At 56.1% G+C, this 22,853-nt stretch carries 24 protein-coding genes; 8 read left to right on the top strand and 16 right to left on the bottom strand.

What is annotated here, in order from left to right; genetic code table 11:
• Nucleotides 1–93: 93 nt before the first annotated feature.
• The 3 genes from argF to arcA form a co-directional block, all read right to left on the bottom strand.
• Nucleotides 94–1,098: an ornithine carbamoyltransferase gene (gene argF, locus G5306_RS11590; RefSeq protein WP_421312898.1), complete on the bottom strand. Its 1,005-nt coding sequence runs from the start codon at nucleotides 1,096–1,098 to the stop codon at nucleotides 94–96.
• Nucleotides 1,099–1,177: 79 nt separating this feature from the next.
• Nucleotides 1,178–2,104, bottom strand: coding sequence for a carbamate kinase (gene arcC / locus G5306_RS11585; protein WP_005339719.1), 927 nt, complete (start codon nucleotides 2,102–2,104; stop codon nucleotides 1,178–1,180).
• A 62-nt stretch (nucleotides 2,105–2,166) separates the two neighbouring features.
• Nucleotides 2,167–3,387, bottom strand: coding sequence for an arginine deiminase (gene arcA / locus G5306_RS11580; RefSeq protein ID WP_005339718.1), 1,221 nt, complete (start codon nucleotides 3,385–3,387; stop codon nucleotides 2,167–2,169).
• 747 nt (nucleotides 3,388–4,134) lie between these two features.
• On the opposite strand from arcA, the gene G5306_RS11575 reads away from it, so the two are divergent.
• From G5306_RS11575 to G5306_RS11565, 3 genes are all read left to right on the top strand, one after another.
• Nucleotides 4,135–4,311: a hypothetical protein gene (locus G5306_RS11575; protein WP_216952272.1), complete on the top strand. Its 177-nt coding sequence runs from the start codon at nucleotides 4,135–4,137 to the stop codon at nucleotides 4,309–4,311.
• A gap of 97 nt (nucleotides 4,312–4,408) precedes the next feature.
• Nucleotides 4,409–5,056: an AAA family ATPase gene (locus G5306_RS11570; protein ID WP_216952274.1), complete on the top strand. Its 648-nt coding sequence runs from the start codon at nucleotides 4,409–4,411 to the stop codon at nucleotides 5,054–5,056.
• A 1-nt stretch (nucleotide 5,057) separates the two neighbouring features.
• Nucleotides 5,058–5,426, top strand: a complete 369-nt coding sequence (locus tag G5306_RS11565; RefSeq protein WP_421206330.1) for a CopG family transcriptional regulator — start codon at nucleotides 5,058–5,060, stop codon at nucleotides 5,424–5,426.
• A gap of 734 nt (nucleotides 5,427–6,160) precedes the next feature.
• Here G5306_RS11565 and hemN read toward each other — a convergent pair.
• From hemN to G5306_RS11545, 4 genes are all read right to left on the bottom strand, one after another.
• Nucleotides 6,161–7,534 (bottom strand): oxygen-independent coproporphyrinogen III oxidase, encoded by a 1,374-nt coding sequence (gene hemN, locus G5306_RS11560; RefSeq protein WP_407957338.1) that lies wholly within the window; start codon nucleotides 7,532–7,534, stop codon nucleotides 6,161–6,163.
• Between the two features lie 31 nt (nucleotides 7,535–7,565).
• Nucleotides 7,566–8,006 (bottom strand): DUF2489 domain-containing protein, encoded by a 441-nt coding sequence (locus tag G5306_RS11555; RefSeq protein ID WP_005339712.1) that lies wholly within the window; start codon nucleotides 8,004–8,006, stop codon nucleotides 7,566–7,568.
• Nucleotides 8,007–8,017: 11 nt separating this feature from the next.
• Nucleotides 8,018–8,605 carry a Der GTPase-activating protein YihI gene (gene yihI, locus G5306_RS11550; RefSeq protein WP_160882019.1) on the bottom strand — a complete coding sequence of 196 codons (588 nt, stop codon included), beginning with the start codon at nucleotides 8,603–8,605 and terminating at the stop codon, nucleotides 8,018–8,020.
• Nucleotides 8,606–9,441: 836 nt separating this feature from the next.
• Nucleotides 9,442–10,059 (bottom strand): c-type cytochrome, encoded by a 618-nt coding sequence (locus G5306_RS11545; protein WP_005339710.1) that lies wholly within the window; start codon nucleotides 10,057–10,059, stop codon nucleotides 9,442–9,444.
• A 142-nt stretch (nucleotides 10,060–10,201) separates the two neighbouring features.
• Here G5306_RS11545 and yihA point away from each other — a divergent pair, with 142 nt between their 5' ends.
• On the top strand, nucleotides 10,202–10,858 hold the full coding sequence (yihA, locus tag G5306_RS11540) for a ribosome biogenesis GTP-binding protein YihA/YsxC (RefSeq protein ID WP_005339709.1): 657 nt from the start codon (nucleotides 10,202–10,204) through the stop codon (nucleotides 10,856–10,858).
• 776 nt (nucleotides 10,859–11,634) lie between these two features.
• On the opposite strand, the gene G5306_RS11535 is transcribed toward yihA, so the two are convergent.
• From G5306_RS11535 to G5306_RS11495, 9 genes are all read right to left on the bottom strand, one after another.
• Nucleotides 11,635–11,895, bottom strand: coding sequence for a DUF1488 domain-containing protein (locus G5306_RS11535; protein ID WP_005357522.1), 261 nt, complete (start codon nucleotides 11,893–11,895; stop codon nucleotides 11,635–11,637).
• Entirely contained in the window at nucleotides 11,892–12,713 is an 822-nt protein-coding gene (aroE, locus tag G5306_RS11530; protein WP_421312897.1) for a shikimate dehydrogenase, read from the bottom strand. The genes G5306_RS11535 and aroE overlap by 4 nt, the downstream gene beginning before the upstream one ends.
• Nucleotides 12,714–12,816: 103 nt before the next feature.
• Nucleotides 12,817–13,725, bottom strand: coding sequence for an oxygen-dependent coproporphyrinogen oxidase (gene hemF, locus G5306_RS11525; RefSeq protein ID WP_043823181.1), 909 nt, complete (start codon nucleotides 13,723–13,725; stop codon nucleotides 12,817–12,819).
• A gap of 112 nt (nucleotides 13,726–13,837) precedes the next feature.
• On the bottom strand, nucleotides 13,838–14,398 hold the full coding sequence (locus G5306_RS11520; RefSeq protein WP_227341766.1) for an L-threonylcarbamoyladenylate synthase: 561 nt from the start codon (nucleotides 14,396–14,398) through the stop codon (nucleotides 13,838–13,840).
• Between the two features lie 135 nt (nucleotides 14,399–14,533).
• The gene (gene purE, locus G5306_RS11515; RefSeq protein WP_005339704.1) at nucleotides 14,534–15,037 is read right to left on the bottom strand and encodes a 5-(carboxyamino)imidazole ribonucleotide mutase; all 504 of its coding nucleotides are present in this window, start codon (nucleotides 15,035–15,037) and stop codon (nucleotides 14,534–14,536) included.
• 74 nt (nucleotides 15,038–15,111) lie between these two features.
• Entirely contained in the window at nucleotides 15,112–15,669 is a 558-nt protein-coding gene (locus tag G5306_RS11510; RefSeq protein WP_421312896.1) for a topoisomerase DNA-binding C4 zinc finger domain-containing protein, read from the bottom strand.
• Between the two features lie 55 nt (nucleotides 15,670–15,724).
• Entirely contained in the window at nucleotides 15,725–16,198 is a 474-nt protein-coding gene (locus G5306_RS11505; RefSeq protein WP_227341765.1) for a DUF494 family protein, read from the bottom strand.
• Nucleotides 16,191–17,306: a DNA-processing protein DprA gene (gene dprA, locus G5306_RS11500; protein WP_227341764.1), complete on the bottom strand. Its 1,116-nt coding sequence runs from the start codon at nucleotides 17,304–17,306 to the stop codon at nucleotides 16,191–16,193. The genes G5306_RS11505 and dprA overlap by 8 nt, the downstream gene beginning before the upstream one ends.
• Nucleotide 17,307: 1 nt before the next feature.
• Nucleotides 17,308–18,402 (bottom strand): LysM peptidoglycan-binding domain-containing protein, encoded by a 1,095-nt coding sequence (locus G5306_RS11495; protein ID WP_421206321.1) that lies wholly within the window; start codon nucleotides 18,400–18,402, stop codon nucleotides 17,308–17,310.
• A gap of 108 nt (nucleotides 18,403–18,510) precedes the next feature.
• Between G5306_RS11495 and def the strand changes: the two genes are divergently transcribed.
• The 4 genes from def (at nucleotide 18,511) to trkA (ending at nucleotide 22,797) form a co-directional block, all read left to right on the top strand.
• A complete protein-coding gene (gene def, locus G5306_RS11490; protein WP_216952294.1) occupies nucleotides 18,511–19,023 on the top strand; it encodes a peptide deformylase in 513 nt (170 codons plus the stop codon).
• Between the two features lie 12 nt (nucleotides 19,024–19,035).
• On the top strand, nucleotides 19,036–19,980 hold the full coding sequence (fmt, locus tag G5306_RS11485) for a methionyl-tRNA formyltransferase (RefSeq protein ID WP_421172637.1): 945 nt from the start codon (nucleotides 19,036–19,038) through the stop codon (nucleotides 19,978–19,980).
• 60 nt (nucleotides 19,981–20,040) lie between these two features.
• Entirely contained in the window at nucleotides 20,041–21,333 is a 1,293-nt protein-coding gene (gene rsmB / locus G5306_RS11480) for a 16S rRNA (cytosine(967)-C(5))-methyltransferase RsmB (RefSeq protein ID WP_069555587.1), read from the top strand.
• An 87-nt stretch (nucleotides 21,334–21,420) separates the two neighbouring features.
• Nucleotides 21,421–22,797 carry a Trk system potassium transporter TrkA gene (trkA, locus tag G5306_RS11475; protein WP_005339689.1) on the top strand — a complete coding sequence of 459 codons (1,377 nt, stop codon included), beginning with the start codon at nucleotides 21,421–21,423 and terminating at the stop codon, nucleotides 22,795–22,797.
• Nucleotides 22,798–22,853: the final 56 nt, after the last annotated feature.

Here is a 22,853-nt window from a genome sequence, read left to right as displayed (position 1 = left end):
CATGCAGGCTGCGGGTTGTAGGGTTAGAGGTATTATGCCGCTGTCACATGGTCGAAAAGCCGGGGGTCGCCCCCCGGCACCACTACTGCGACCTTAGTCGCCCAGCGTAGCAACCATCACTGCCTTGATGGTGTGCATCCGGTTTTCGGCCTCGTCGAACACGATGCTGTGCTCGGATTCGAACACGTCCTCGGTCACTTCCAGGCCTTTCATGCCATATTTGTCAGCCACTTCCTTGCCCATGGTGGTCTCGTCGTTGTGGAACGCCGGCAGGCAGTGCATGAACTTCACATCCGGGTTCTTGGTGGCATTGATGACATCCATGTTGACCTGATACGGAGTCATCAGTTTGACGCGCTGATCCCAGGCTTCTTTCGCTTCACCCATGGATACCCAGACGTCGGTGTAGAGGAAGTCAGCACCCAGCACACCCTCTTTCACATCTTCGGTCAGGGTGATGCGTGCGCCGGTCTCTTCGGCGATCAGGCGGCACTTGGCAACCAGCTCCTCTTCCGGCCAGAAGGCTCTCGGAGCGACCAGACGGATATCCATGCCCATTTTGGCGGCGCCGACCATCAGGGAGTTACCCATGTTGTTGCGGGCATCACCCAGGTAGGCGAACTTGATTTGATCCAGACGTTTGCCCTTGCCGTGCTCCAGCATGGTCATGAAGTCGGCCAGGATCTGGGTCGGGTGGAATTCGTTGGTCAGGCCGTTCCAGACCGGGACACCGGCGTAGGCACCCAGCTCTTCGACGATCTCCTGACCGTAGCCGCGGTATTCGATACCGTCATACATACGACCCAGTACACGGGCGGTGTCCTTCATGGACTCCTTGTGACCGATTTGGGAACCGCTTGGGCCAAGGTAGGAGACTTGTGCGCCCTGGTCGAAGGCCGCCACTTCAAACGCACAACGGGTACGGGTGGAGGTCTTCTCGAAAATCAGGGCGATGTTCTTGCCGACCAGATGCTTGCGCTCGTAGCCACCGTATTTGGCTTTTTTCAGGTCGATGGCCAGGTCGATCATGTATTGGATTTCGCGCGGGGTGAAGTCCAGCAGTTTCAGGAAGTTACGGTTACGCAGATTAAAAGCCATGATGAGTTCTCTCTATATATGTTTCAGACCAGTTCGGGCAGTAGTGTTGACTACGCATTCTCAGTACAGATGTCGGTAATTACGCATGTACGGTGCGGGTGGCGACGATATTGGTGCCGGCTTCCCCCTTGAGGATGGCGAGGCCATCTTCCAGCGAGCCGATGCCGACCATGCCGCCGGTCGCTTTGACAAATTCACAAGAGGCTTCGACTTTCGGCCCCATGGAACCTGCATCGAACTTGACCCCGGCCAGCTCGTCCGGGCTGGTGACTCGCAGCGGACGCTGGGTCGGCTTGCCCCAATCCAGATAGACGGCATCGGCATCGGTCAGGATCAGCAGGGCGTCGGCCTTGATCTGCTTGGCCAGATAGGCGGCAGACATGTCCTTGTCGATGACGGCTTCGATACCGGTCAGGCTCTGGCCATCCCAGGTCACCGGGATACCACCACCACCGGTACAGATGATGAGGTGGCCCTGGGCAATCAGGGTTTCGATGGCATCGCCTTCAACGATGCGCTGAGGCAGCGGGGACGGTACTACGCGGCGGAAGAACTTGCCGTCAGCCTTGACCACCCAGTGCTTCTCTTCTGCCAGGGTGCGGGCTTCAGCCTCTTCGTAGACGGGGCCGATAAATTTGGTCGGATTGGCAAATGCCGGATCCTTGGGATCAACCTGCACCTGGGTCAGCAGCGCGGTGACGTTGCGGCTCGGCATCAGGTTTTTCAGCTCCTGGATCAGCATGTAGCCGATCATGCCTTGGGACTCGGCACCCAGCACATCCAGCGGATAGGGGGATACCTTGGTGTAGGCGCTGTTCTGCAGGGCCAGCAGGCCGACTTGCGGGCCGTTGCCATGCACCAGCACCACGTTGTACTCCTGAGCGATCAGGGCGATGGTCTTGGCGGCAGTTGCAATGTTCTTGCGCTGGATATCCGCTTCCAGTGGCTCACCACGACGGAGCAGTGCATTGCCACCCAGAGCGACGACGACAGTTGGTTTTTTCATAGTGGTTAATCTCGAGTTTGGTTCTGTGTGGCGCCAGCTTCTGCCGGCGCCACGCCGTCTCATCAGATGCTGTCGCGTTCCATCGGGCAGCTCATGCAGCGGGCGCCGCCGCGGCCACGGCCCAGTTCATCACCCGGGATGGAGAGAACTGTGATGCCGGCCTTGTCATACTTCTCGTTGGTGTAGGTATTGCGCTCGTAACCCACCACCACGCCGGGACGTACGGTCAGTACGTTGTTGGCGTCGTTCCACTGCTCGCGTTCGGCTTCGAAGCTGTCACCGCCAGTGGTGATGATCTTCAGCTGATCCACGCCCAGTGCTTTCTCGATGGCGGTGACGAAGTAACCCTCTTCCTTGATGTTCATGCCGGTGGCGCCGCCCGGAGTCAGGCTCCAGCACTGCACATCCTTGCGGATCACTTCCGGATAGACGGAGAAGGTGTCGATGTCCATGTGAGTCATGACGGTATCCAGGTGCATGCAGCTGCGATGTTTCGGCAGCTCCATGGCGATGACCTGCTTGGCCTGACCATGTTTGAACAGGCTGCGAGCCAGGTGCTCGACACCTTGCGGGGTAGTGCGCTCGGACATGCCGATCAGCACGGCGCCGCGGCCGATCACCAGTACGTCGCCACCCTCGATGGTGGAGTTGTCGTAGTCACGCTCCTCGTCACCGAAGTACTTGATGAAGTCCTGACCGGCAAACATCGGGTGCCAGCGGTAGATGGCCTTCACATGGTTGGTTTCGCGGCGACGAGCCGGCTTGGCCATCGGGTTGATGGAGACGCCGCCATAAACCCAGCAGGAGGTGTCACGGGTAAAGAGGTGGTTGGGCAGCGGCTCGATGATGAAATCGGTCGGAGCGTGCATGCCCACTACCATGTTGACACCGCTGTAGGGCATCTCGGAGTAAGTCAGGCCGCCGGAGAGAATGCGGGCCAATTCGCGATGCGGCATGTCAGCCAGGAAGCAGCGCACGTCGTTGGCAAAAGAAGAGCCGAGGCGATAGTCGGAGACCTGATGTTGCAGCAGCCAGGTTTTGGCTTCCGGCACATCCAGGGTTTCCGCCAGCAGATTGGTCAGCAGGAAAACTTCGACATTCTGATCGCGCAGTACCTGAGCGAATTTGTCGTGCTCCTGACCGGCACGTTCAACAGACAGGACGTCATCGAACAGCAGATCCTGGCAGTTGGAAGGAGTCAGACGCTTCAGACTGAGGTTGGGGCGGTGCAACATGACACGGCGCAATTGGCCAACTTCAGAACCTACATAAAATTTGCTCATGATTATATTCCGTCTAGCAGTGGTCCCTGCGAGTGATTGAATAGATTCCTTCTATTCATGCTCGTGGCTAAGGCGGGATATTCTTTATGTAGGGTAATCGGCTTATGTTCTATCCTGCCCTTGCCTTTCGAGACCGAGGTTAGCCCTGCGAATCACGACAAACTTAGACATTGATCACATTCGCTTTGAACTGAATATATTCACCTTTCAATCTATGACTCCAGTAGCAATTTACGCATTTTCCTCCCAGCAAACCCTGAATCTTCATGCAAAACCACCCCGATATATTTCAGGTTGATTCAACTTTTATTCATGCCAACTCACTGGAAAGATTAAAAGAAAAAACAAAAAAACATTAAAAAACAATGAAATGGGCGACAACTAAAATAATATCTGAATATTACTACCTGTGTATTGAATACATCGCCGTAACGAGAGGAACGCGGGAGAAATAAATACTCACATCGACCACATTCACTGCATAAATCTTTTCTTGTTCCAGATCATGGCATTGATGCCAACCCCATCAGGCCCAGCCTCATAAGTCACCACCTCTTTTTGCGGTTCAACTTAATATGCACAAAGTCCGCATCAAGGTGGGCAGCCATCCTCGTCGGTCACCACAACGCCTTTTGATACTTTTTTCATTAATTGAATTTATTCACCTCACCTTGCGCTGGCGCCAACCTCGACTTAACTCAGAAAGTGATCCGGATCACACAGGAATGGCACTACCAAGGAGTTGTTATGAAGATGAAACCCATGCTGTTGCTCGCGACTTTGCTGCTCTCTGCGCTCCCCACCCTCAGTCAGGCTGAAGGAGCCCCTGCCATACCCATGGTGGTATGCCATGTCGACAAGACCCCCCAGATGCTGGTGCCCGACTATGTCTGCCGCTGGCATGGCGGCAGTGTTCACTATTAACCTGCAGAACGAGAGGAGCATCACTCCTCTCGCCTTGTGATGAGCCAACCCCCTCCTATACTGAAATCAACGGTTTTCTCATGGATAGGGGAACGTCATGATCTTGTTGGTCGGTGGGGAGAAGGGTGGCAGTGGCAAGAGCTGCCTGGCGCAAAATCTGGCGGTCTACCTCAGATCCCAATTTCAGGGAGAGGTGTTACTGGTCGACTGCGACCCGCAACGCACTACCTCGGACTGGATTCAGGAACGCAATGACAACCCGGATCTGCCACAAATCAACTGCGTTCAGCTCTATGGCAATATTCGCAACGATCTGCTTAGCCTGAAAAATCGCTATGACTACGTCATCGTCGATTGCGGCGGGCAAGACAACCGGGCACTGCGCTCCACCATGGCTGTCGCCACCCACGCCCTGATCCCCTTGCGCCCGAAACGCCGCGACCTCAAGACCCTACCCCACATGGAAGATCTGATCACCACCTGCAAGATGGTCAATCCGACCCTCAATGCAGCCGTTGTATTGACCCAATGTCCATCTTTGCCCAATCAGGTAAAGCGGATTCTCGAGGCCAAAGAGGTATGTGCCTCGTTCGGAGTCGACGTACTGAATTCCATCACCTATGGCCGCAACGTCTACGACGATAGTGAGGAAAAGGGATTATCGGTGATGGAGATAGAACCGGATGGCAAATCTGCCGAAGAGATCCGGGCCATCGCCAAAGAGTTCCTGAAAGTGGGGGTATGAGATGGGCTTGGCGGACCTGAAGAAAAAGCATCAGCTGCATCACCAGAAGAAGTTCACTGTCGATGAATTTATCGAAGATGCTGAGTTCTACGCCAAGGGTAAACCCAAGGTGGTCAGCCTTGAGTTGACTCTGCATAGGGATGAAGCCTTGTCGGCACTGGCCTTTATCGAGAGTGGTGAGCATCTGAAGCCCAGCTACAAAAAAGCCACCTTCTCCATGAGTACAGTGGCCATCGATGAGCTGGGTAATCTGACCCAACAAGACGGCATGAACAAGTCCCTGCTACTGCGTCTCTTTACCCACTACTTCTCTTCGCTCACCCCTGAAGAGCGCCAGACCATCTATGAGCGCCTCAACCAGCACCTATAAATACCCCATTAACTGCTCTTTTCCTGCCATCACACCCACATTGGGTGATCACCATCAGAGCACAGAATCTGTTTCCAAAGTAACCAAAATTCCGTGTAAGAGATCCGCCATTCCACATGTAAGCCAAAAGCCGAAAAGATCCTCGAGATAATCGGAAGATAGGATCTTAAAACATGAAGGCGACTAACTTAACTCCATGTTTATAAATGAATAAATAGAAACACACCGTTTTCGAAAGCGTTAATAACAAAAACGTTTTCCAATCTGGCGTTGTAGCTGGTTAGAAAATCCTTATAGTTACTCATGCACGGACGCAATGAAGTCGGTCAGGAAGACTGGCTGCCAGGGTTGGGCAAATGGACTCACCACAGGATGTGGTAAAGGACACCTCCCGGGACGGAGAAAGTGCGACGGGACAGGATGACTCGTCAGGCCAAGATGGCTAAAGGACACCCCAAAGGATTGGGAAGGGGAAACCTAAAGGAAGAGGTAAACAGTCAGGGATTGCAGGGAGCAACTTCGTTCAAGGATCTGAGCGATACGACTACCGGGGGCGACGCAAGTCGCCCCCATCTTTTTAGCTGCGTTTCACCGACCATTGCTTGATTCCCAATTGCTTGCCTCAGCGCAGAGACTTCTTACCAGAACCTTCGCGACCCGCAGCCTAAGCAAAAATACATATGAAAGGGGCGCCACGATAGCGCCCTTCTCTGTTCTCTAATCGGCAAACAAGCTTATATCACGCGAGAGAACTGTTGCTGGCGCGCCTTGTTGCGCAAGTACACGTCGAAACACATGCAGATATTGCGGATCAGCAGCTGCCCCGTGGAGGATACCTCCAGACCATCCTCCGTCATACGCACCAATCCATCGTTGATGAAGGTCTGCAGCAGCTTGAGATCGTCGGCAAAATACTCTCTGAAATTGAGACCGTGCGCCTGCTCGACAGACGCAAAGTTCAGACGGAAATCACAGATAAGCCGCTTGATCACCTCACGGCGGATCAGGTCATCCTGATTGAGCGAGCAGCCTTTCCACTGGGCATGACCCAGCTCTGCAACCTGTGCGTAATAGGTCTTGAGCTCTTTCTGGTTCTGGGAGTAGGCATCACCGATCATGCTGATGGAGGAGACCCCCAGCCCCAGCAGATCACAATCTCCCTGGGTGGTATAGCCCTGGAAGTTGCGGTGCAACTTGCCCTCGCGCTGCGCCACTGCCAGCTCGTCATCGGGTTTGGCAAAATGGTCCATACCGATGAACTGGTAACCCTGACCGGTCAGGAAGGCGATGGTGTCCTGCAGCATGGCCAGCTTCTCCTGCGGCGCAGGCATATCCACCTCTTTCAACTTGCGCTGGGCGGCAAAGCGACTCGGCAGATGGGCATAGTTGAAGATGGAGAGGCGCGCCGGATCCGTCTTGAGCACCTCTTCCAACGTATGGTGGAAACTGGCACGATCCTGATGCGGCAGGCCATAGATAAGGTCGAGGTTGGTCGAGCGGAAACCCAGTTCCCTGGCCCGTTCCAACATGGCTTTAATAAAATCGTTGTCCTGCTCGCGGTTGACGGCGACCTGCACATCCTTGTTGAAGTCCTGCACCCCAAGGCTGATGCGGTTGAAGCCGACATCTCGCAGCACATCCAGCATGGTTATGGCAATCTCGCGCGGATCGACCTCGATACTGAACTCCCCCTCTTCGGCGAAATGGAAATGCTCACGCAGCATGGCCATCAGGCGGCGCGTTTGCGCTTCATCCAGATAGGTGGGTGTACCGCCACCCCAGTGCAGCTGGGTGACCATACGGTGCTTGAAGAGCGGGGCTTGCGCCTTGATCTCCTGCTCCAGGTAGTCGAGGTACTCGTCAGCCTTGTGCTGATGGCGGGTAATGACCTTGTTGCAGCCGCAGTAGTAGCAGAGCTTGTGACAGAAAGGGATGTGCACGTAGAGCGACAGATTGCGCTCGGGATACTGGCCGGCAGCGCGGACAAAATCCGGATAGCCGAAGCTCTCGTTGAACTCCAGCGCAGTGGGATAAGAGGTGTATCGCGGGCCACTGTAGTTATATTTTTCGATCAGGGCCTGATCCCACACAATCTGTTCTGCTTGCACGCTCGCTTCCTCTCTTGTTGTTATTGTCGGCTCACCGACCTAACTGAAAATCCTTCAGCTGGGCCACATCCTTGAGGATCTGAGCCTCCAGCTCGGCCTCGTAGCCGCTGCGTTCGAGATCCATCTTCATCACTTCATTGCGCTTGAGGGCACGTCTGGCCTCATGAGTCGGCATATCTTTCACCTTCTCATACAGTCCGTACAGACCCGGGAACTCGGCCACGAACGCTCGCCCCCCCTTGATCTGCAACGCATCCAGCAGATTGGTCAGCCGAATGGCGCCTTCGGAGTAATCGCACTGCCCCTCCTGCACCGCATGAGCAATGACCCGCACGCTCTCCAGAATTCGTTCATTGCGAGCGGTAATCGCCTGCCACTGCATCGCTTGCTGTCGTCTCAGCCTGGCCAGCAGCATGCCTGCATAGATGGCCAATCCTGACAAAATCAGGCCGCCCAACAGGGCGGCCAGCATCCATCCACTCATCACTTTTTCTTCGGCTCAGGCTTGGGTTCCGGCTTGAAATCGACCTGGTTGAAACGGTCCCACAACTCCTCTTCGGAGGCCGGTTTCTGCTCGTCGAACTCGGCATCATCGCCATCATCAAACGGCAGCTCGTCATCTTCATCATCGTCGTTGTCGATGATGCCCAGCTCATCCATCAGCTCCTGATAACGGTCGACGCGCTGATCAACCCAGGCCTGCTCGGCCGCTTCCAGGGTTTCACCGGCATCAAGACGATCCAGCAAATCATTCAAACGGTCATCGTTTTCGATGGAAGCCAGCTCCTGCTCGGGCGTCATCACCAGCTTCTTCTCTTTCACTGCCTTGGGGGCTGCAGGCTTCTTCTGCTTGTCATCCACCACCAGTACTACCGGCTTGCGGGAACCGATACGCGGATCTTTGGACTGGCTGTTGCCAGACTTGTTCTTCGGCTGTTCAACTTGCTGACGAGAACCAGCCTTCAGGCCCTTTCGCTTGGCAGCCCGTTTACGCTCACGGCCTTCCTGAGCACTGACATCAGATTCTTTGCGCTTGCCAGTAGGCTTGCGAATGGGTTGTTTGGCAGACATGAATGGCTAACTCCGAAAATAACTGGTTTGACCCGTACCCGGGATGATCTCACCCGGTGGGATACGATGCGAGGAACAGTAAGGCTGGAACAAGAGCAGGATCCCGCACCAATCCGGCCCAATCAGGCCACTGAACACCGCAGGATCGGTATCCTCTGGGCATGTTGCTGGTATTTTGACACAGAATGGCTAATCGGGTTAATGACCCAAAAGAAAAAAGGCAGCCGAAGCTGCCTTGATATGTTCATGCGTGCGCCATCCTGAATGGCAAAACAATCTGTTTCATCCTCTCCGTGACAACTTGTCGCCGCATCATATCGTTGTGTGGTCATCCTGACCTTATATTGGTCGTTCCTGAATGTGCGTGTGCCTGTTTGACCCGTCTCGACCGCATCCTGCCATCGTGCCGGGGAGTCTGCATCCCGCAACCCCATCCCGCTCCGGAGATGGTCACCATCCTGATCCTTCAATCCTTTGCCAGCTCATCCGAGCCCATGGCATCCCGCCACGCCAGCCATCCTCTGCTCACAACACCCTGTCGTGAAACCGCCACCCAATCCGTGGGTGAATCCATTAAGCCTACTGTACCAACTCTATAAAGCGGCTCAATCCACTCAAAACATTCTCAACATGTCGAAAAATATCAATATTTATATAATCTGTTGATAAATAATGATTATTTAATATTTTATGCAATTTTATGAGCCTTGGCCTGCCTTGAGAATGGGAGATCTCTTACAGAACGGGGGGATTAAACCGAGAATTATCTGAAAGCCATAAAAACAACGGGGAGCCCAAGCTCCCCGTTTCAACTCAAATCGACCGTATCGACTATATCAGTGCAGACCCGCCACATATTTGGAGAGGGCTTCGATATCCTGATCAGTCAGTTTCTTGGCAACGTCCCGCATCATGCCATTCGGATCGTTGTCACGCGTCCCGGCACGGAATGCGGTGAGCTGAGCCTTGATATAGGCAGGATGCTGGCCGGACAGGTTGGGATACTTCGCCTGTTCGACACCAGAGCCACGGGGACCATGGCAAGCCGTACAAGCTGCCAGACCGCGACTCATGTCACCACCCATATAGAGAGCCTTGCCCGCTTCGACCACGTCGTCAGGGACAGCGATAGGGGTAACCTTCAGGCTGGAGAAATAAGCCGCCAGGTCATCCATGTCCTGTTCCGACAAAGGTAACGCCATCGGCCCCATCACTGGCGCAACCCGGCCAATTTGACCAGAAGCGGCAGCCTTCAGTTCAACTAACTGCTTTTTGATATATGATGCGTGCTGACCAGCAATTTTGGGGTACATATCAACCAGGCTGTTTCCGTCCGGTCCATGACAAGCCGCACAAACGGCAGCCTTGGTCTGTCCCGCAGCGGCATCGCCCTTGGCTTGTGCCATCCCCGTTACGCCAACCATCAGAGCAAGAGTAATGACTAGGTTCTTCATGGCGTTCCAACTTTTCGTTATTAGGCTTCCAGATCCCATGCCGCTGAAGGCATGTTAAAATAAACGCGTTTAAGCGACGCTATTTTACACCATTTTACAAAAAAGTAACTCTATAACCCTCTATCTCCATGGGGAATTTACGTTGGATACACAAACTCTAAATTTCAATAAGGTGCATTTTGTGACCAGCGCACCCGACATCCGTCACCTGCCAAATGATGGGGGTGTCGAGATCGCGTTTGCCGGCCGTTCCAACGCCGGTAAGTCATCTGCATTGAACACCTTAACCAAACACAAGAACCTGGCGCGCACCAGTAAGACTCCCGGTCGTACCCAGCTGATCAACCTGTTTGAGCTGGAACCGGGCAAGCGTCTGGTCGACTTGCCGGGTTATGGTTATGCGCAAGTTCCGCTCGAAATGAAGCTCAAGTGGCAAAAGTCACTGGCAGAGTATCTGCAGCGCCGTGAGTCATTGAAAGGTCTGGTGATCCTGATGGACATCCGCCACCCGCTCAAAGATACCGACATGAACATGCTGGAGTGGAGCTCGCATCGTCAGTTGCCCGTCATGCTGCTGCTTACCAAGGCTGACAAACTGAGCCCCGGCCCGCGCAACAACCAGGTAATCAAGGTGCGCCAGGCCGTTGCCAACCTCGGTTCCCAGATCCAGGTCGAAGCATTCTCCTCTCTCACCAATATCGGTGTGGAGAAGCTGGCGCAAACCCTGACCGAATGGTACGTCAGTGGTGACGATACCGACCTGCTGAACGCTGACGAACAGCAACCTGCCGAGGAGTAATCTACTCCTCGCTCTCCTTGCAATTGGCGGAGCACTCCTCCGCTGATTGAAAGGGTTTCAGATTGCCGCTTTCACCTGCCTCACGACAAATACCCCGCATTCGCCTCCCCTGCTATATCCAATACTGCTTAAAGTTCATATAGATAGGCAGTTAATTCACAAAAACAATTAACTTAAGTAGGCGTTGATAGCGTTTTCAAATTCGTTCTTTCAAAACGAACAAGAATTACAAAAAGAGACAAAAATGAAATTTAATTACAAGTTCTAACCGAAAGGGATAAAAATGAGGCCGGACGACAGTGATGCCATCCAGCCTGAAATAATAAGTTCAAAAAATTGGGAAGAAGCTGAATCTTGAGTACCAGACGACAGGTATTCCTCAAGAAGCAGCCTCATTCTATCAAATGCATCGCCAATTTAAAGCATTTACTCTAAATGATGCGCATAAAAAAACACCCCGACGAGAACCTCATCGGGGCAGCTATTCAGCCACATTCAATTACGTGAAATAAAAGGTCTGAAAGATAGAACATCTTACCTCTGTACCCTACGCAGACAACTGTACAGCAAAGCAGCAGAAAGTGAAAGTAATTTATGTAATTTAGTTTCACAACTTACAGATTAAGAAAAAATCTTTTATTTTCATATAGATAAAAAAATCCCCAGTACGAATACCGGGGAGTTATAAAGGTGACTAGCTAGCACTTCCTCAACTATCTAGTTAGTCAGCGCCATTTCAAAGTAGTTCCGCTACAAAACAAAAAAACTTTAAAAAATCAGAGGTAGATAGCGCCATCCTCAGCAAACTCTTGTTCTTCAATGAGTTTTTCAGCCATGTCTTCAATATCAAAACGTACACTTTCGAAGGCTCTGACGATGTCATCCTCTCTCGTCAGCGCCAGACCTGTCATTCTCTCCAGTCGCCGATGGCTGATGTAACAATCTATCAGCGCCCCCATCTGCTGGGCAGGAAAACGCACCCGCTGTTCATCAGCCTGCCACTCCATCAGGTCGGGAAACAGAATACCCTGGTTCATATCACCCCCAAGTTACGCTTCAACTCTCTCAATACCTGTTTAGTCCCGGGACGAATTCCGCGCCACACGGTAAACGCTTCGGCGGCCTGTTCCACCAGCATGCCGAGTCCATCCATGGTTTGACGAGCCCCATGCTGTTTGGCCCAACTGATAAAAGCCGTATCCGAGGCGCCATACATCATGTCGTAGATGGCAATATCAGTGTGGATCAGGGCTGGGGCCAACGGCGGCAGCTCTCCTTGCAGGCTGGCGGAGGTAGAGTTGATGACGAGATCGAATGGCCCTGCCAACTGCTCATAGGTCTGAGCAGTCACAGGCCCCAGATCGTGGAATTCGGCAGCCAACTGTTGCGCTTTTGTGTGGGTACGGTTGGCGATCACCAGCTCGCTCGGCAACTCAGCCAGCAGCGGCGCCAATGCACCGCGAGCCGCGCCACCGGCACCCAGCAGCAGGATCCGGCTATCCGCCAGCGTCACACCATGGGACTTGAGATCGGCGACCAGACCGGCGCCATCGGTATTATCCCCCAGCAACACGCCATCATCGGTCAGCTTGATGGTATTGACCGCGCCCGCCAGCTTGGCCCTTGGGCTCAAGCGATCGACCAGAGTAAATGCCTGCTCCTTGAAGGGAACGGTGACATTACATCCCTTGCCCCCTTGGTCAAAGAAGGTGCGCAGGGCGTGGGCAAACTCGTCGACGGCGGGTTCAGCCAGCCCATACTCCAGCTCTTGCTGGGTTTGTCTGGCAAACAGGGTGTGAATGAAGGGGGACTTGCTGTGGCGCACCGGGTGGCCAAAAACCAGATAACGATCCATCAAAGAGTTCCATCAGAGGGCAATATTCCGATTTAACGGGTTTTCACTCTCGGGAACAAGCCGAATAACGGCCAGTAAAAAGGGACCATCATGGTCCCTCGGGTCACAGCCATTCTCGCGGCGTGAGGTAATCGGTGTAGAGCAAGGCTTCAGGAGTGCCCGCCTCCGGCTGCCAGTCATACTCCCAACGTGCCAGCGGTGGCATCGACATCAGGATCGACTCGGTACGTCCGCCGGTCTGCAACCCGAACAGGGTGCCTCGGTCATACACCAGATTGAACTCCACATAACGGCCGCGACGATAGAGCTGGAACTCCCGCTCCCGCTCGCCATAGGGCAGCGCCTTGCGTCGTTCAATGATCGGCAGGTAAGCATCGAGATATCCCCGACCTACCGCCTGCATAAAGGCAAAGCAGTCGGCAAAGGGCCAGCGATTCAGATCGTCGAAGAAGAGGCCGCCCACCCCTCGCGTCTCGTTGCGGTGTTTGAGGAAGAAGTAGCGATCGCACCAGGATTTGAACTCGGGGTAGATCTCATCACCAAATGGCTGGCAGAGATCACGGGAGACCTGATGCCAATGCTGCACATCCTCGGCAAACGGGTAGAAAGGCGTCAAATCGAAGCCACCGCCAAACCACCAAATGGGCTCTTCACCCTCTTTCTCGGCAATGAAGAAACGGACGTTGGCGTGGCTGGTCGGCACATAGGGGTTGTGCGGATGGATCACCAGCGACACGCCCATAGCCTCGAACTTGCGACCGGCCAACTCTGGCCGATGGGCTGTAGCAGAGGCAGGCATGGCATCGCCATAGACATGGGAGAAGTTGACGCCCCCCTGCTCGATCACCGCGCCGTGGCGCAGCACACGGGTGCGACCACCGCCACCGCCTTCACGGCTCCAGGCATCTTCCACAAAGTGTCCGGCACCGTCGGCCATTTCCAGACCACGGCAGATCTCGTCCTGCAACTGCAACAGGAAGGCCTTGACCTGGGCCACATCCGGTTTGCTCATCTTGTCTCCAGTCAGGCAGGATCGTGAACGCCCTGTCCATTTTTATAGTTAAATCAATCCGATGAGCTCACCGCTCAGCGGATTGATAGCAAATCATGACGTATCCGCCTGTTCAGGAGGGGCGAATAATGGCGCCGGTTCGGGCGTCCTTGATCTCGGATGGGTTAGCTTGACCACCCACTTCCCCGGGCAGGATATAGGCTAACTTGCTTGCCAGCCGCTCACCAATATCGGCCACGCGGCGAGCCGGCTCCTCACCGGTCAGGTTGGCGCTGGTAGAGACCAGCGGCTTGCCAAAGGCACGGCACAACGCCTGTACCTGAGGATGAGCCGTCACGCGTACCGCGAGGGTCTCGAACTGCCCGGTCAGCCAGGCTGGCGTCGTCGCACGGGCAGGCATGATCCAGGTAAAAGGACCGGGCCAGCTGGCTTCAACCAGAGCCAGTTGCTCACCGCTAAGCTGACTCAGATCGATGTAATCCTGCAATTGCGCCACGTCGGCAGCAATCAGGATCAACCCTTTCTCTACCGGACGCTGTTTGATGGCCAGCAGTCGCTGCACCGCCACTTCGGAGTCGGGATCACAACCCAGACCAAACACAGCCTCGGTCGCATAGGCAATCACCCCTTCCTGCTGGAGGGCGGCAACCGCCTGTTCAAATTCATTTGGCATAGGAAAAATGCGGCAGCCAGGCTGCCGCCTCGTCACTTGGTAGCAAGTTGAATCCATACGGCGGCGACCACAACAAAGTGACGTTTTGCTGTAGCACAGGAAAAATACGACACATCCGGATCGCCACCCGTTCACTTACTTGAGTTGAGCCTGCAGGGCGGCATCCTTGGCCATCACCTCTTCGGCATTCTTCTGGCGTTCGGCCCGAACCTTGGCTGCCAGTTCATCATCGGCTACTGCCAGCATCTGGGCTGCCAGATAACCTGCGTTCTTGGCACCGGCTTTGCCGATCGCCACAGTCGCCACCGGTACACCACCCGGCATCTGCACGGTGGAGAGCAGCGCATCCAGCCCCTTGAGCGGGCCACCATCGATGGGCACCCCGATCACAGGACGAGTCGTGATGCCGGCTACGGCACCCGCCAGGTGCGCAGCCAGACCGGCAGCACAGATAAAGACCTTGCAGCCACGGGCCTCGGCATCGGTCACATACTGATGGGTCGCAGCCGGCGTGCGGTGCGCGGAGGTGACTTTGACTTCCACTGCGATATCAAATGACTTGAGCACCTCGAGGGTGGTTTGCATCACGGGGAAATCAGAATCAGAGCCCATCAATACGGCAACAAAGGGTTTATTCATGGTGGGAATTTCCTTACTCCAAGTGGGGGGTTGAAGTTCACCGAAAACGTTTCAATCCGGTTGCGGCGGCGGGATTATACCTGCTCACTTTGGTGGCCGCATTTCTTTTGCGGACAGACCCAACGCAGCGTTCCCCTCACTTTTTTCTCGACCATGATGCCCCAACCACACGCGGGACAAGGCATGGGGATCGGCTTGTCGTTCACCACATATTTGCAATGGGGATAGCCATCACAGGAGTAAAATTGCTTGCCATAGCGGGAGGTCCGGCTCACCAGATGACCCTTGCCGCACTCGGGGCAGAGGATCTGGGTATCATCGCTCTCCTGCAGGGATTCGATGTGCTGACAGGCCGGATACTGAGTGCAGCCGACAAACAGACCGTAACGCCCCTTCTTGATCGCCAGCGGCTGTCCGCAATCGGGACAGGCAGAGCCTTCGAGCACCTTTTCGATGTCGCGGCCGGATGGCGTCAGGGAGCGAATGTAATCACAGACAGGATAGGCAGAACAGCCGAGAAAGGGGCCATGTTTGCCCTGGCGGATCACCAGCTCGGCCCCGCACTGCGGGCACGGCTCGCGCTCGAAGGCATGTTCGTGGGCTGAAAAGAGGTGATGATCGATTTTTGACATGGGCCGCGCCTTGAAATCCAGATGGCCTGAATTCTACCAGCGCGGCACCGGACTGTCAGTGAATGACGCCGTCTGACTCATCAAACACCAGCTCTTCCATCTGCTGGTAGGCATTTTCACTGCCCGGTACGTTGAACAGCACCATCATGACGACCCACTTCAGGTCATCCAGCTCGATATCCGGTTTGTCCAACTCGAGCAGACGCTCGATACAGATCTCGCGGGTTTCGGCATTCAGTACCTGGGCCTGTTCCAGAAATAGCAGGAAGCCGCGGCACTCGGTGCTGAGGCGTGCCAGCTCTTGCGGGGCATAGATACGCATCGAGCCTTGCGCGCTGGCGGCCACATAGACCTCCCGCTCGCTATCATGCAGATTGGCCAGTCGCTCCAACCAGTCGAGCGCCTTGTCGATCTCTTCCTTGTCAAAACCGGCTCGGCTCAACTCGTCGGTGAGTTCATTCTGCTCGACCATCACATCTGCATCGCTGTGGATGTAGGTCTCGAAAAGGTACATCAATACATCAAACATGATTCGCCCTCCTCGCTCTGACGTATCCACCGGCTACCGCCATCACTGCACCGACCAACTCCAGCTCTACCAACCTGCCCAATACCACTTCGACAGGAAGCTGGGTCCGCTCGGCAACGGTATCCACGCTCGTGGTCTCGTAATCTACGTTATCCAACAAATCAGCATAAGGCAATTCGCTATTATGCTGTTGCTCAGATGGTATGGCCGACGGATCTGGCCGTGCGAACCACTCTGGCAACTCTTCCACTATATCGGCCGCACTCAGCACAAGTTTGGCCCCCTGCTGAATTAATCTGTTGCACCCTATCGCCTGGGCGTTTTGCGGGGCGCCGGGTACCGCAAACACTTCGCGCCCCTGCTCCAGTGCATAGCGAGCGGTGATCAGCGAACCACTCTGCTCGGTCGCCTCCACCACCAGAGTTCCCAACGACAGACCACTGATAATACGGTTGCGACGAGGAAAATGTTCAGCCAGCGGCCCTTTATCCGGCGCCAGCTCGGAGATAAGCAAACCACCTTTCTCCAGAATCTGACCTGCCAGTCCCTGATGGCGTTTGGGGTAGAGGCAATCCAGCCCGGAGCCCAACACGGCAAGGGTGATACCACCACAAGCCAGCGCCTGCTGATGGCAAACACCATCGATACCGAGCGCAAGGCCCGAGGTGATGGCGAACCCGCATCTAACCAGTTCGCTACAGAGACGGGACGCGTTATCTTTGCCTGCATAGGTGGGATGACGTGTCCCCACCATCGCCAGCTGGGGTAGCGACAGCGCTTCAAGATCGCCACGGCAGTAGAGCAACAGGGGGGCCGCGGGAATTTCACGCAACAAGGGCGGATAAACAGGGTGATCTTGCGGAATAAGGAGATTGCCAGGTAACGCGGCCCAAGCCAGACTCTGCTCAACAACCGGCGAGGGCCAGCGCAGTTGTTTGATCTGCTCTGACGACAGCCCCATACCGTGCAGCTGTGTTTCATCGCTCTGAAACAGGGCATCAATCGAACCGCCGATCTGCTCCAGCAGCCGAACTGCGGTTACAGGGCCGATTCCGGTAACCGCATTGAGGGTTAACCAGAGCGCCAAGCGCTCATCGGGGTAATTCACGTCAGAAGTGAGTGACCTGATAACCCGAGCTCACCATGTCCTTGCTCTGCATGATGAGGCCATAACTCAGCTTGTCATACACCTTGAACAACATGACGCGGGCAATCGCTTCAGAGGGCAGTGGTGCCTTCTGGTTGCCACTACTGTAGAACACCTTGTCGTAGACAGAGGAGAACTCCTTGTATTTCACTGCACCATTCTTGGTGACCAGCGCAGCCCCCGGACGCCGAACATCGAGCACATCGCCCGCGGAGAGTTGATCCCGAGCGCCTTTGTTAATCAAGACCACATCAAACTTGCCCCCTCCCCTGGCTTTGCTCGGCAAGTCGATGATGTAGCCAGGGGCAATCGCCGGGGCAGCCTTGGGCATGAAAACCGCAGGCATGTTCTCCTGAGGGGGCAGCTCCATAATCTTGTCACCCTGCAATACTTCACGCTGGTTATGGGTGAGAGTCACTTCGGTCCGATCACCATCCAGCAGCGCTACCGCACGAACCACGCCTGCAAAGATGGCCTCCTGACCCAAAAGCTCACCTGTCTCGCGATCCTTGTAGACCACCCCGGGATGATAGATGCCATACATCTTGCCCGGTATCAGAGCTCCCTGCACATAGAGGGTGTCCCCCTCAAGCATTCCAATGTGCTTTTCGTCTGAACCCAGCAAATAGGGCAGCATTTTCTGCTGCTGACTGTCGGCCAAAATATGGTCCGTCTGCAAAAAGGGACCTATCTCGCTGAAGGGCAGAGTAGGGATAGGATTTGCCTTGCTCTCATAACGGGTTTTCGGGCCGAGACGGATGACCTGTTTGTCCCCCTGCATCGCTTTGCCCAGCCGGGGCTCACCATTGACCCAGCTCAGGTGCAGCACGTCCCCTGGGTAGATCCAGTGCGGATTGGCAATCTGTGGATTGATGTTCCAGAGCCGGGGCCACAGCCATGGCTCAGAGAGATATTTGCCGGAGATATCCCACAGGGTATCGCCTTTTTGCACTACATAGCTTTCGGGATAACCCGCTTTCAACCTCAGCTGATCGGCCAGAGCAGCTTGGCTCATGGTCACCAGCAGGCAGGTGAGGATGGTTTGCTTCAGATACATAACACTCCCTGTTACCTCTGCGCGCAAAGTGTTGCTGTTTTTTGTCGGCGTAAATGACTAGAATTACGCCAATATTGACTGCATTTATACGAAACTAAAGAAAAAACTATGGCCATTCTAGATGTATTGCGTTTTCCCGATGAGCGTCTGCGTACTATCGCAGCCCCTGTCGAGACCTTTACACCCGAGTTACAACAAATTGTAGATGATATGTTCGAAACCATGTATGCGGAGGAAGGCATTGGCCTGGCCGCAACGCAGGTGGATATTCATCAACGCATCATAGTGATCGATGTCTCTGAAAACCGTGAAGATCCTCTGGTATTGATCAATCCGGAAGTGATCTCCCAGTGTGGCAGCACCGGCATTGAAGAGGGTTGTCTCTCCGTGCCTGGCAGCCGCGCTCTGGTACCGCGCGCTGAGCAGATCAAGATCCGCGCCCTGGATCGCCACGGCAAACCGTTCGAGCTGGAAGCGGACGACCTGCTCGCCATCTGTATCCAGCACGAGATGGACCACCTGATGGGCAAGTTGTTCGTGGATTACCTGTCCCCGCTCAAGCGCCAGCGCATTCGCCAGAAGCTGGAAAAGATGGCCCGTGAAGATCGCAAAGTCCTCTGAGGATCTGCCCCATTGAATAAGCTGAAACTGATTTTTGCCGGTACTCCCGACTTCGCCGCCCGTCACCTGGCGGCGTTGTTGTCTTCCGACCACGAGGTCGTTGCCGTTTATACCCAGCCCGACAAGCCCGCCGGCCGTGGCCAGAAGCTCACCGCCAGCCCGGTCAAAGAGCTGGCACTGGCCCACAACCTGCCGGTTTACCAGCCCGCTACCCTGCGCAAGGAAGAGGCGCAAGCCGAACTGGCCGCCCTTGGCGCAGACCTGATGGTCGTGGTGGCCTATGGCCTGATCCTGCCCAAGGCGGTACTCGATACCCCGCGTCTGGGCTGCATCAACGTCCATGGCTCCCTGCTGCCCCGCTGGCGTGGCGCGGCACCGATCCAGCGCTCAATCTGGGCGGGCGATAGCGAAACCGGCGTCACCATCATGCAGATGGATGTGGGGCTGGATACCGGCGCCATGATCCGCAAGGTAAGCTGCCCCATCGCCGCCGACGAGACCTCTGCCAGCCTCTATGACAAGCTGGCAGAGCTGGGTCCGCAGGCGCTGGTCGACACCATCGATGCCATGGCTGCCGGTGAAACCGCTGCCGAGGCGCAAGATGATGCGCTGGCCAACTACGCCGAAAAGCTCTCCAAGGAAGAGGCCCGCATCGACTGGTCGATGGAGGCTGTTGCCATCGAACGCTGCATCCGCTCGTTCAACCCCTGGCCCATCAGCTGGTTTGAAGTAGCTGACCAGACCATCAAGGTATGGCAAGCCGCCGTCATCGACATCGACCACGGCCAACCCGCCGGCACCCTGCTCAAGGCCGACAAGCAGGGGATCGATATCGCGACCGGCAAAGGGGTACTGCGCCTGCTGACCCTGCAACCGCCCGGCAAGAAGGCGATGTCCGTTTCGGATCTGCTCAACTCTCGCCGCGACTGGTTTGAACCCGGCACGCAATTGAATTGAACTGGATTGAATTGACACAAGCGGGGCCCAGGCCCCGACTTGCGCATCTAAGGTAACTCTATGAAAACACGTGCACAGGCCGCTCTCGTTATTCAACAGGTGCTGGATCAGGGTCAATCCCTCTCCGCTGTTCTGCCTGCTGCCCAGGAGAAGGTCGCGCCTCGCGATCGTGCTCTCCTGCAAGAACTCTGCTACGGCACCCTGCGCTGGCTGCCCCGCCTCGATGCGGCAGTCAACGAGATGATGGACAAGCCGCTCAAGAACAAGAGCCGCATTTTCCACTACCTCATCCTGGTCGGTCTCTATCAGCTCATCTACACCCGCATTCCGGCTCACGCCGCGGTGGCCGAGACCGTCAACGCCGTCAAACTGCTCAAAGGCACCTCACTGCGTGGCCTCATCAACGGCGTGCTGCGCAACTTCCAGCGCAGCGCCGAAGTCATTCTGCTGCGCATCGACCGCGTTCCCAGCATTCGCCTCGGTCATCCGGAGTGGCTCACCAAGCGCCTGCGTCAGGCCTATCACGATGAGTGGGAATTCATCATGGAGGCGAACAACCAACGCCCTCCCATGTGGATCCGCAACAACAGCCAGCGCCAGAGCCGCGATGCCATGCTGGCTCGCATGGCTGAAGTCGGCATCAATGCCGTGGCCGGTGAAGAGGGCGAGGATTGCATCCTGCTGGAGCGACCTTGCGATGTGACCAAGCTGCCCGGCTTCGAGGTCGGTGACTGCTCGGTACAGGATGGTGCCGCACAACAGGCCGCGGCACTGCTCGACCCACAACCGGGTGAGTGGGTACTGGATGCCTGCGCGGCACCCGGTGGCAAGACTGCCCACCTGCTGGAGCGTCAGCCCAAGCTGGCTGGCGTGGTCGCCGTCGATGCCGACGAAAACCGCCTCAAGCGAGTGCAGGAGAACCTGGACCGCATCGGCCTCACCGCCAAGGTGATCCATGGCGATGCCGCGGCACCGGAACAGTGGTGGCCGGAGGGTCAGTTCGACCGCATCCTGCTGGATGCCCCCTGCTCCGCCACCGGCGTCATCCGTCGCCATCCCGACATCAAGTGGTTGCGCCGTGATCAGGACATCCGCGAGCTGGCCGAGCTGCAGCGCCGTATTCTCAATGCCCTCTGGGGCAAGCTGAAAAGCGGTGGCACCCTGCTCTACGCTACCTGCTCCGTCCTGCCGGAAGAGAACCGCGAACAGATCCGTGCCTTCCTTGCCGCGACCAAAGATGCCAAATTGGTACCGCTGCACGAACAGGACACCCCGGACTGCCCGGGCCGCCAGTTCCTGCCGGGTGAAGCCGAGATGGATGGCTTCTACTACGCCAAACTGGTCAAGCTCTGAGCCGGGCATGACAAACCTCATTCGGGAGAGCCGCCAGCTCCGTTCTGGCGCTCCCCTTTACTGCCTCAACGTGAGTAGACGTTCCCTATGAAAATCATCATTTTGGGAGCCGGCCAAGTCGGCGGCACCCTGGCCGAGAACCTGGCCGGGGAGAACAACGACATCACCATCGTCGACACCGACAGCGAGCGCCTGCGCGAACTGCAGGACAAGTTTGACCTGCGGGTAGTCAACGGGCACGGCGCCCACCCCAAGGTGCTGCGCGAAGCGGGGGCTCAGGATGCCGACATGCTGGTCGCCGTCACCAACAGTGACGAGACCAACATGATCGCCTGTCAGGTGGCCTACTCCCTGTTCAACACCCCGAACAAGGTGGCGCGGATCCGCTCACCAGCCTATCTGACCGAACGGGATCGCCTGTTCCTGCCGGAATCGGTGCCGGTGGATCACCTGATCGCGCCGGAGCAGCTGGTGACCGACTATGTTCGTCGCCTGATCGAGTATCCGGGTGCCCTGCAAGTGGTTGATTTCGCTGGTGGCCGCGTCGGTCTCGTGGCGGTCAAGGCCTACTACGGTGGCCCGCTGGTAGGTAACGCCCTCTCCACCCTGCGCGAGCACATGCCCAACATCGAGACCCGGGTAGCAGCCATCTTCCGTCAGGGCCGCCCGATCCGCCCGCAAGGTACCACCATCATCGAAGCGGATGACGAGGTCTTCTTCGTCGCCGCCGCGGGCCATATCCGTGCCGTGATGTCTGAGCTGCAGCGCCTCGAGAGCCCCTACCGCCGCATCATGATCGTCGGTGGTGGCAACATCGGCGCGGGTCTCGCCCGCCAGCTGGAGAAGCGCTACAGCGTCAAGCTCATCGAGCGCAACCAGAAGCGGGCGGAGCAGCTCTCCGAACTGCTGGAGAACACCATCGTCTTCTGCGGCGATGCGGCGGATCAGGAGCTGCTGGCAGAGGAGCACATCGACCAAATCGACGTCTTCATCGCCGTGACCAACGAGGATGAGGCCAACATCATGTCGGCGCTGCTCGCCAAGAAGATGGGTGCCAAGAAGACCATGGTGCTGATCCAGCGCGGCGCTTACGTGGATCTGGTGCAGGGTGGCTCCATCGATATCGCCATCTCGCCCCAACAGGCCACCATCTCGGCCCTGCTGACCCATGTGCGCCGAGCCGATATCGCCAACGTCTACAGCCTACGCCGCGGCGCTGCCGAGGCGATCGAGGCAATTGCCCACGGTGACGAGAACACCTCCAAGGTGGTCGGCAAGACGGTGGGCGAGCTCAAGCTGCCGCCGGGTACCACTATCGGTGCCGTAGTGCGCGGGGATGAGGTGCTGATCGCCCACGATCGTACCAAGATCCAGCAGGATGACCACGTGGTCATGTTCCTGGTGGACAAGAAGTACATCCCGGAAGTGGAGCGGCTGTTCCAGCCAAGCCCCTTCTTCCTGTAACGTCTTCATGCGCACAGGCTGTCAAACCAGACCCGGCTCAGCTCCTCCAAGGGGAT

The sequence above is a fragment of the Aeromonas sp. 603404 genome (assembly GCF_049171775.1).
GTDB classification, from domain to species: domain Bacteria; phylum Pseudomonadota; class Gammaproteobacteria; order Enterobacterales; family Aeromonadaceae; genus Aeromonas; species Aeromonas veronii_A.
This window is presented reverse-complemented; position numbering and strand designations above follow the sequence as displayed.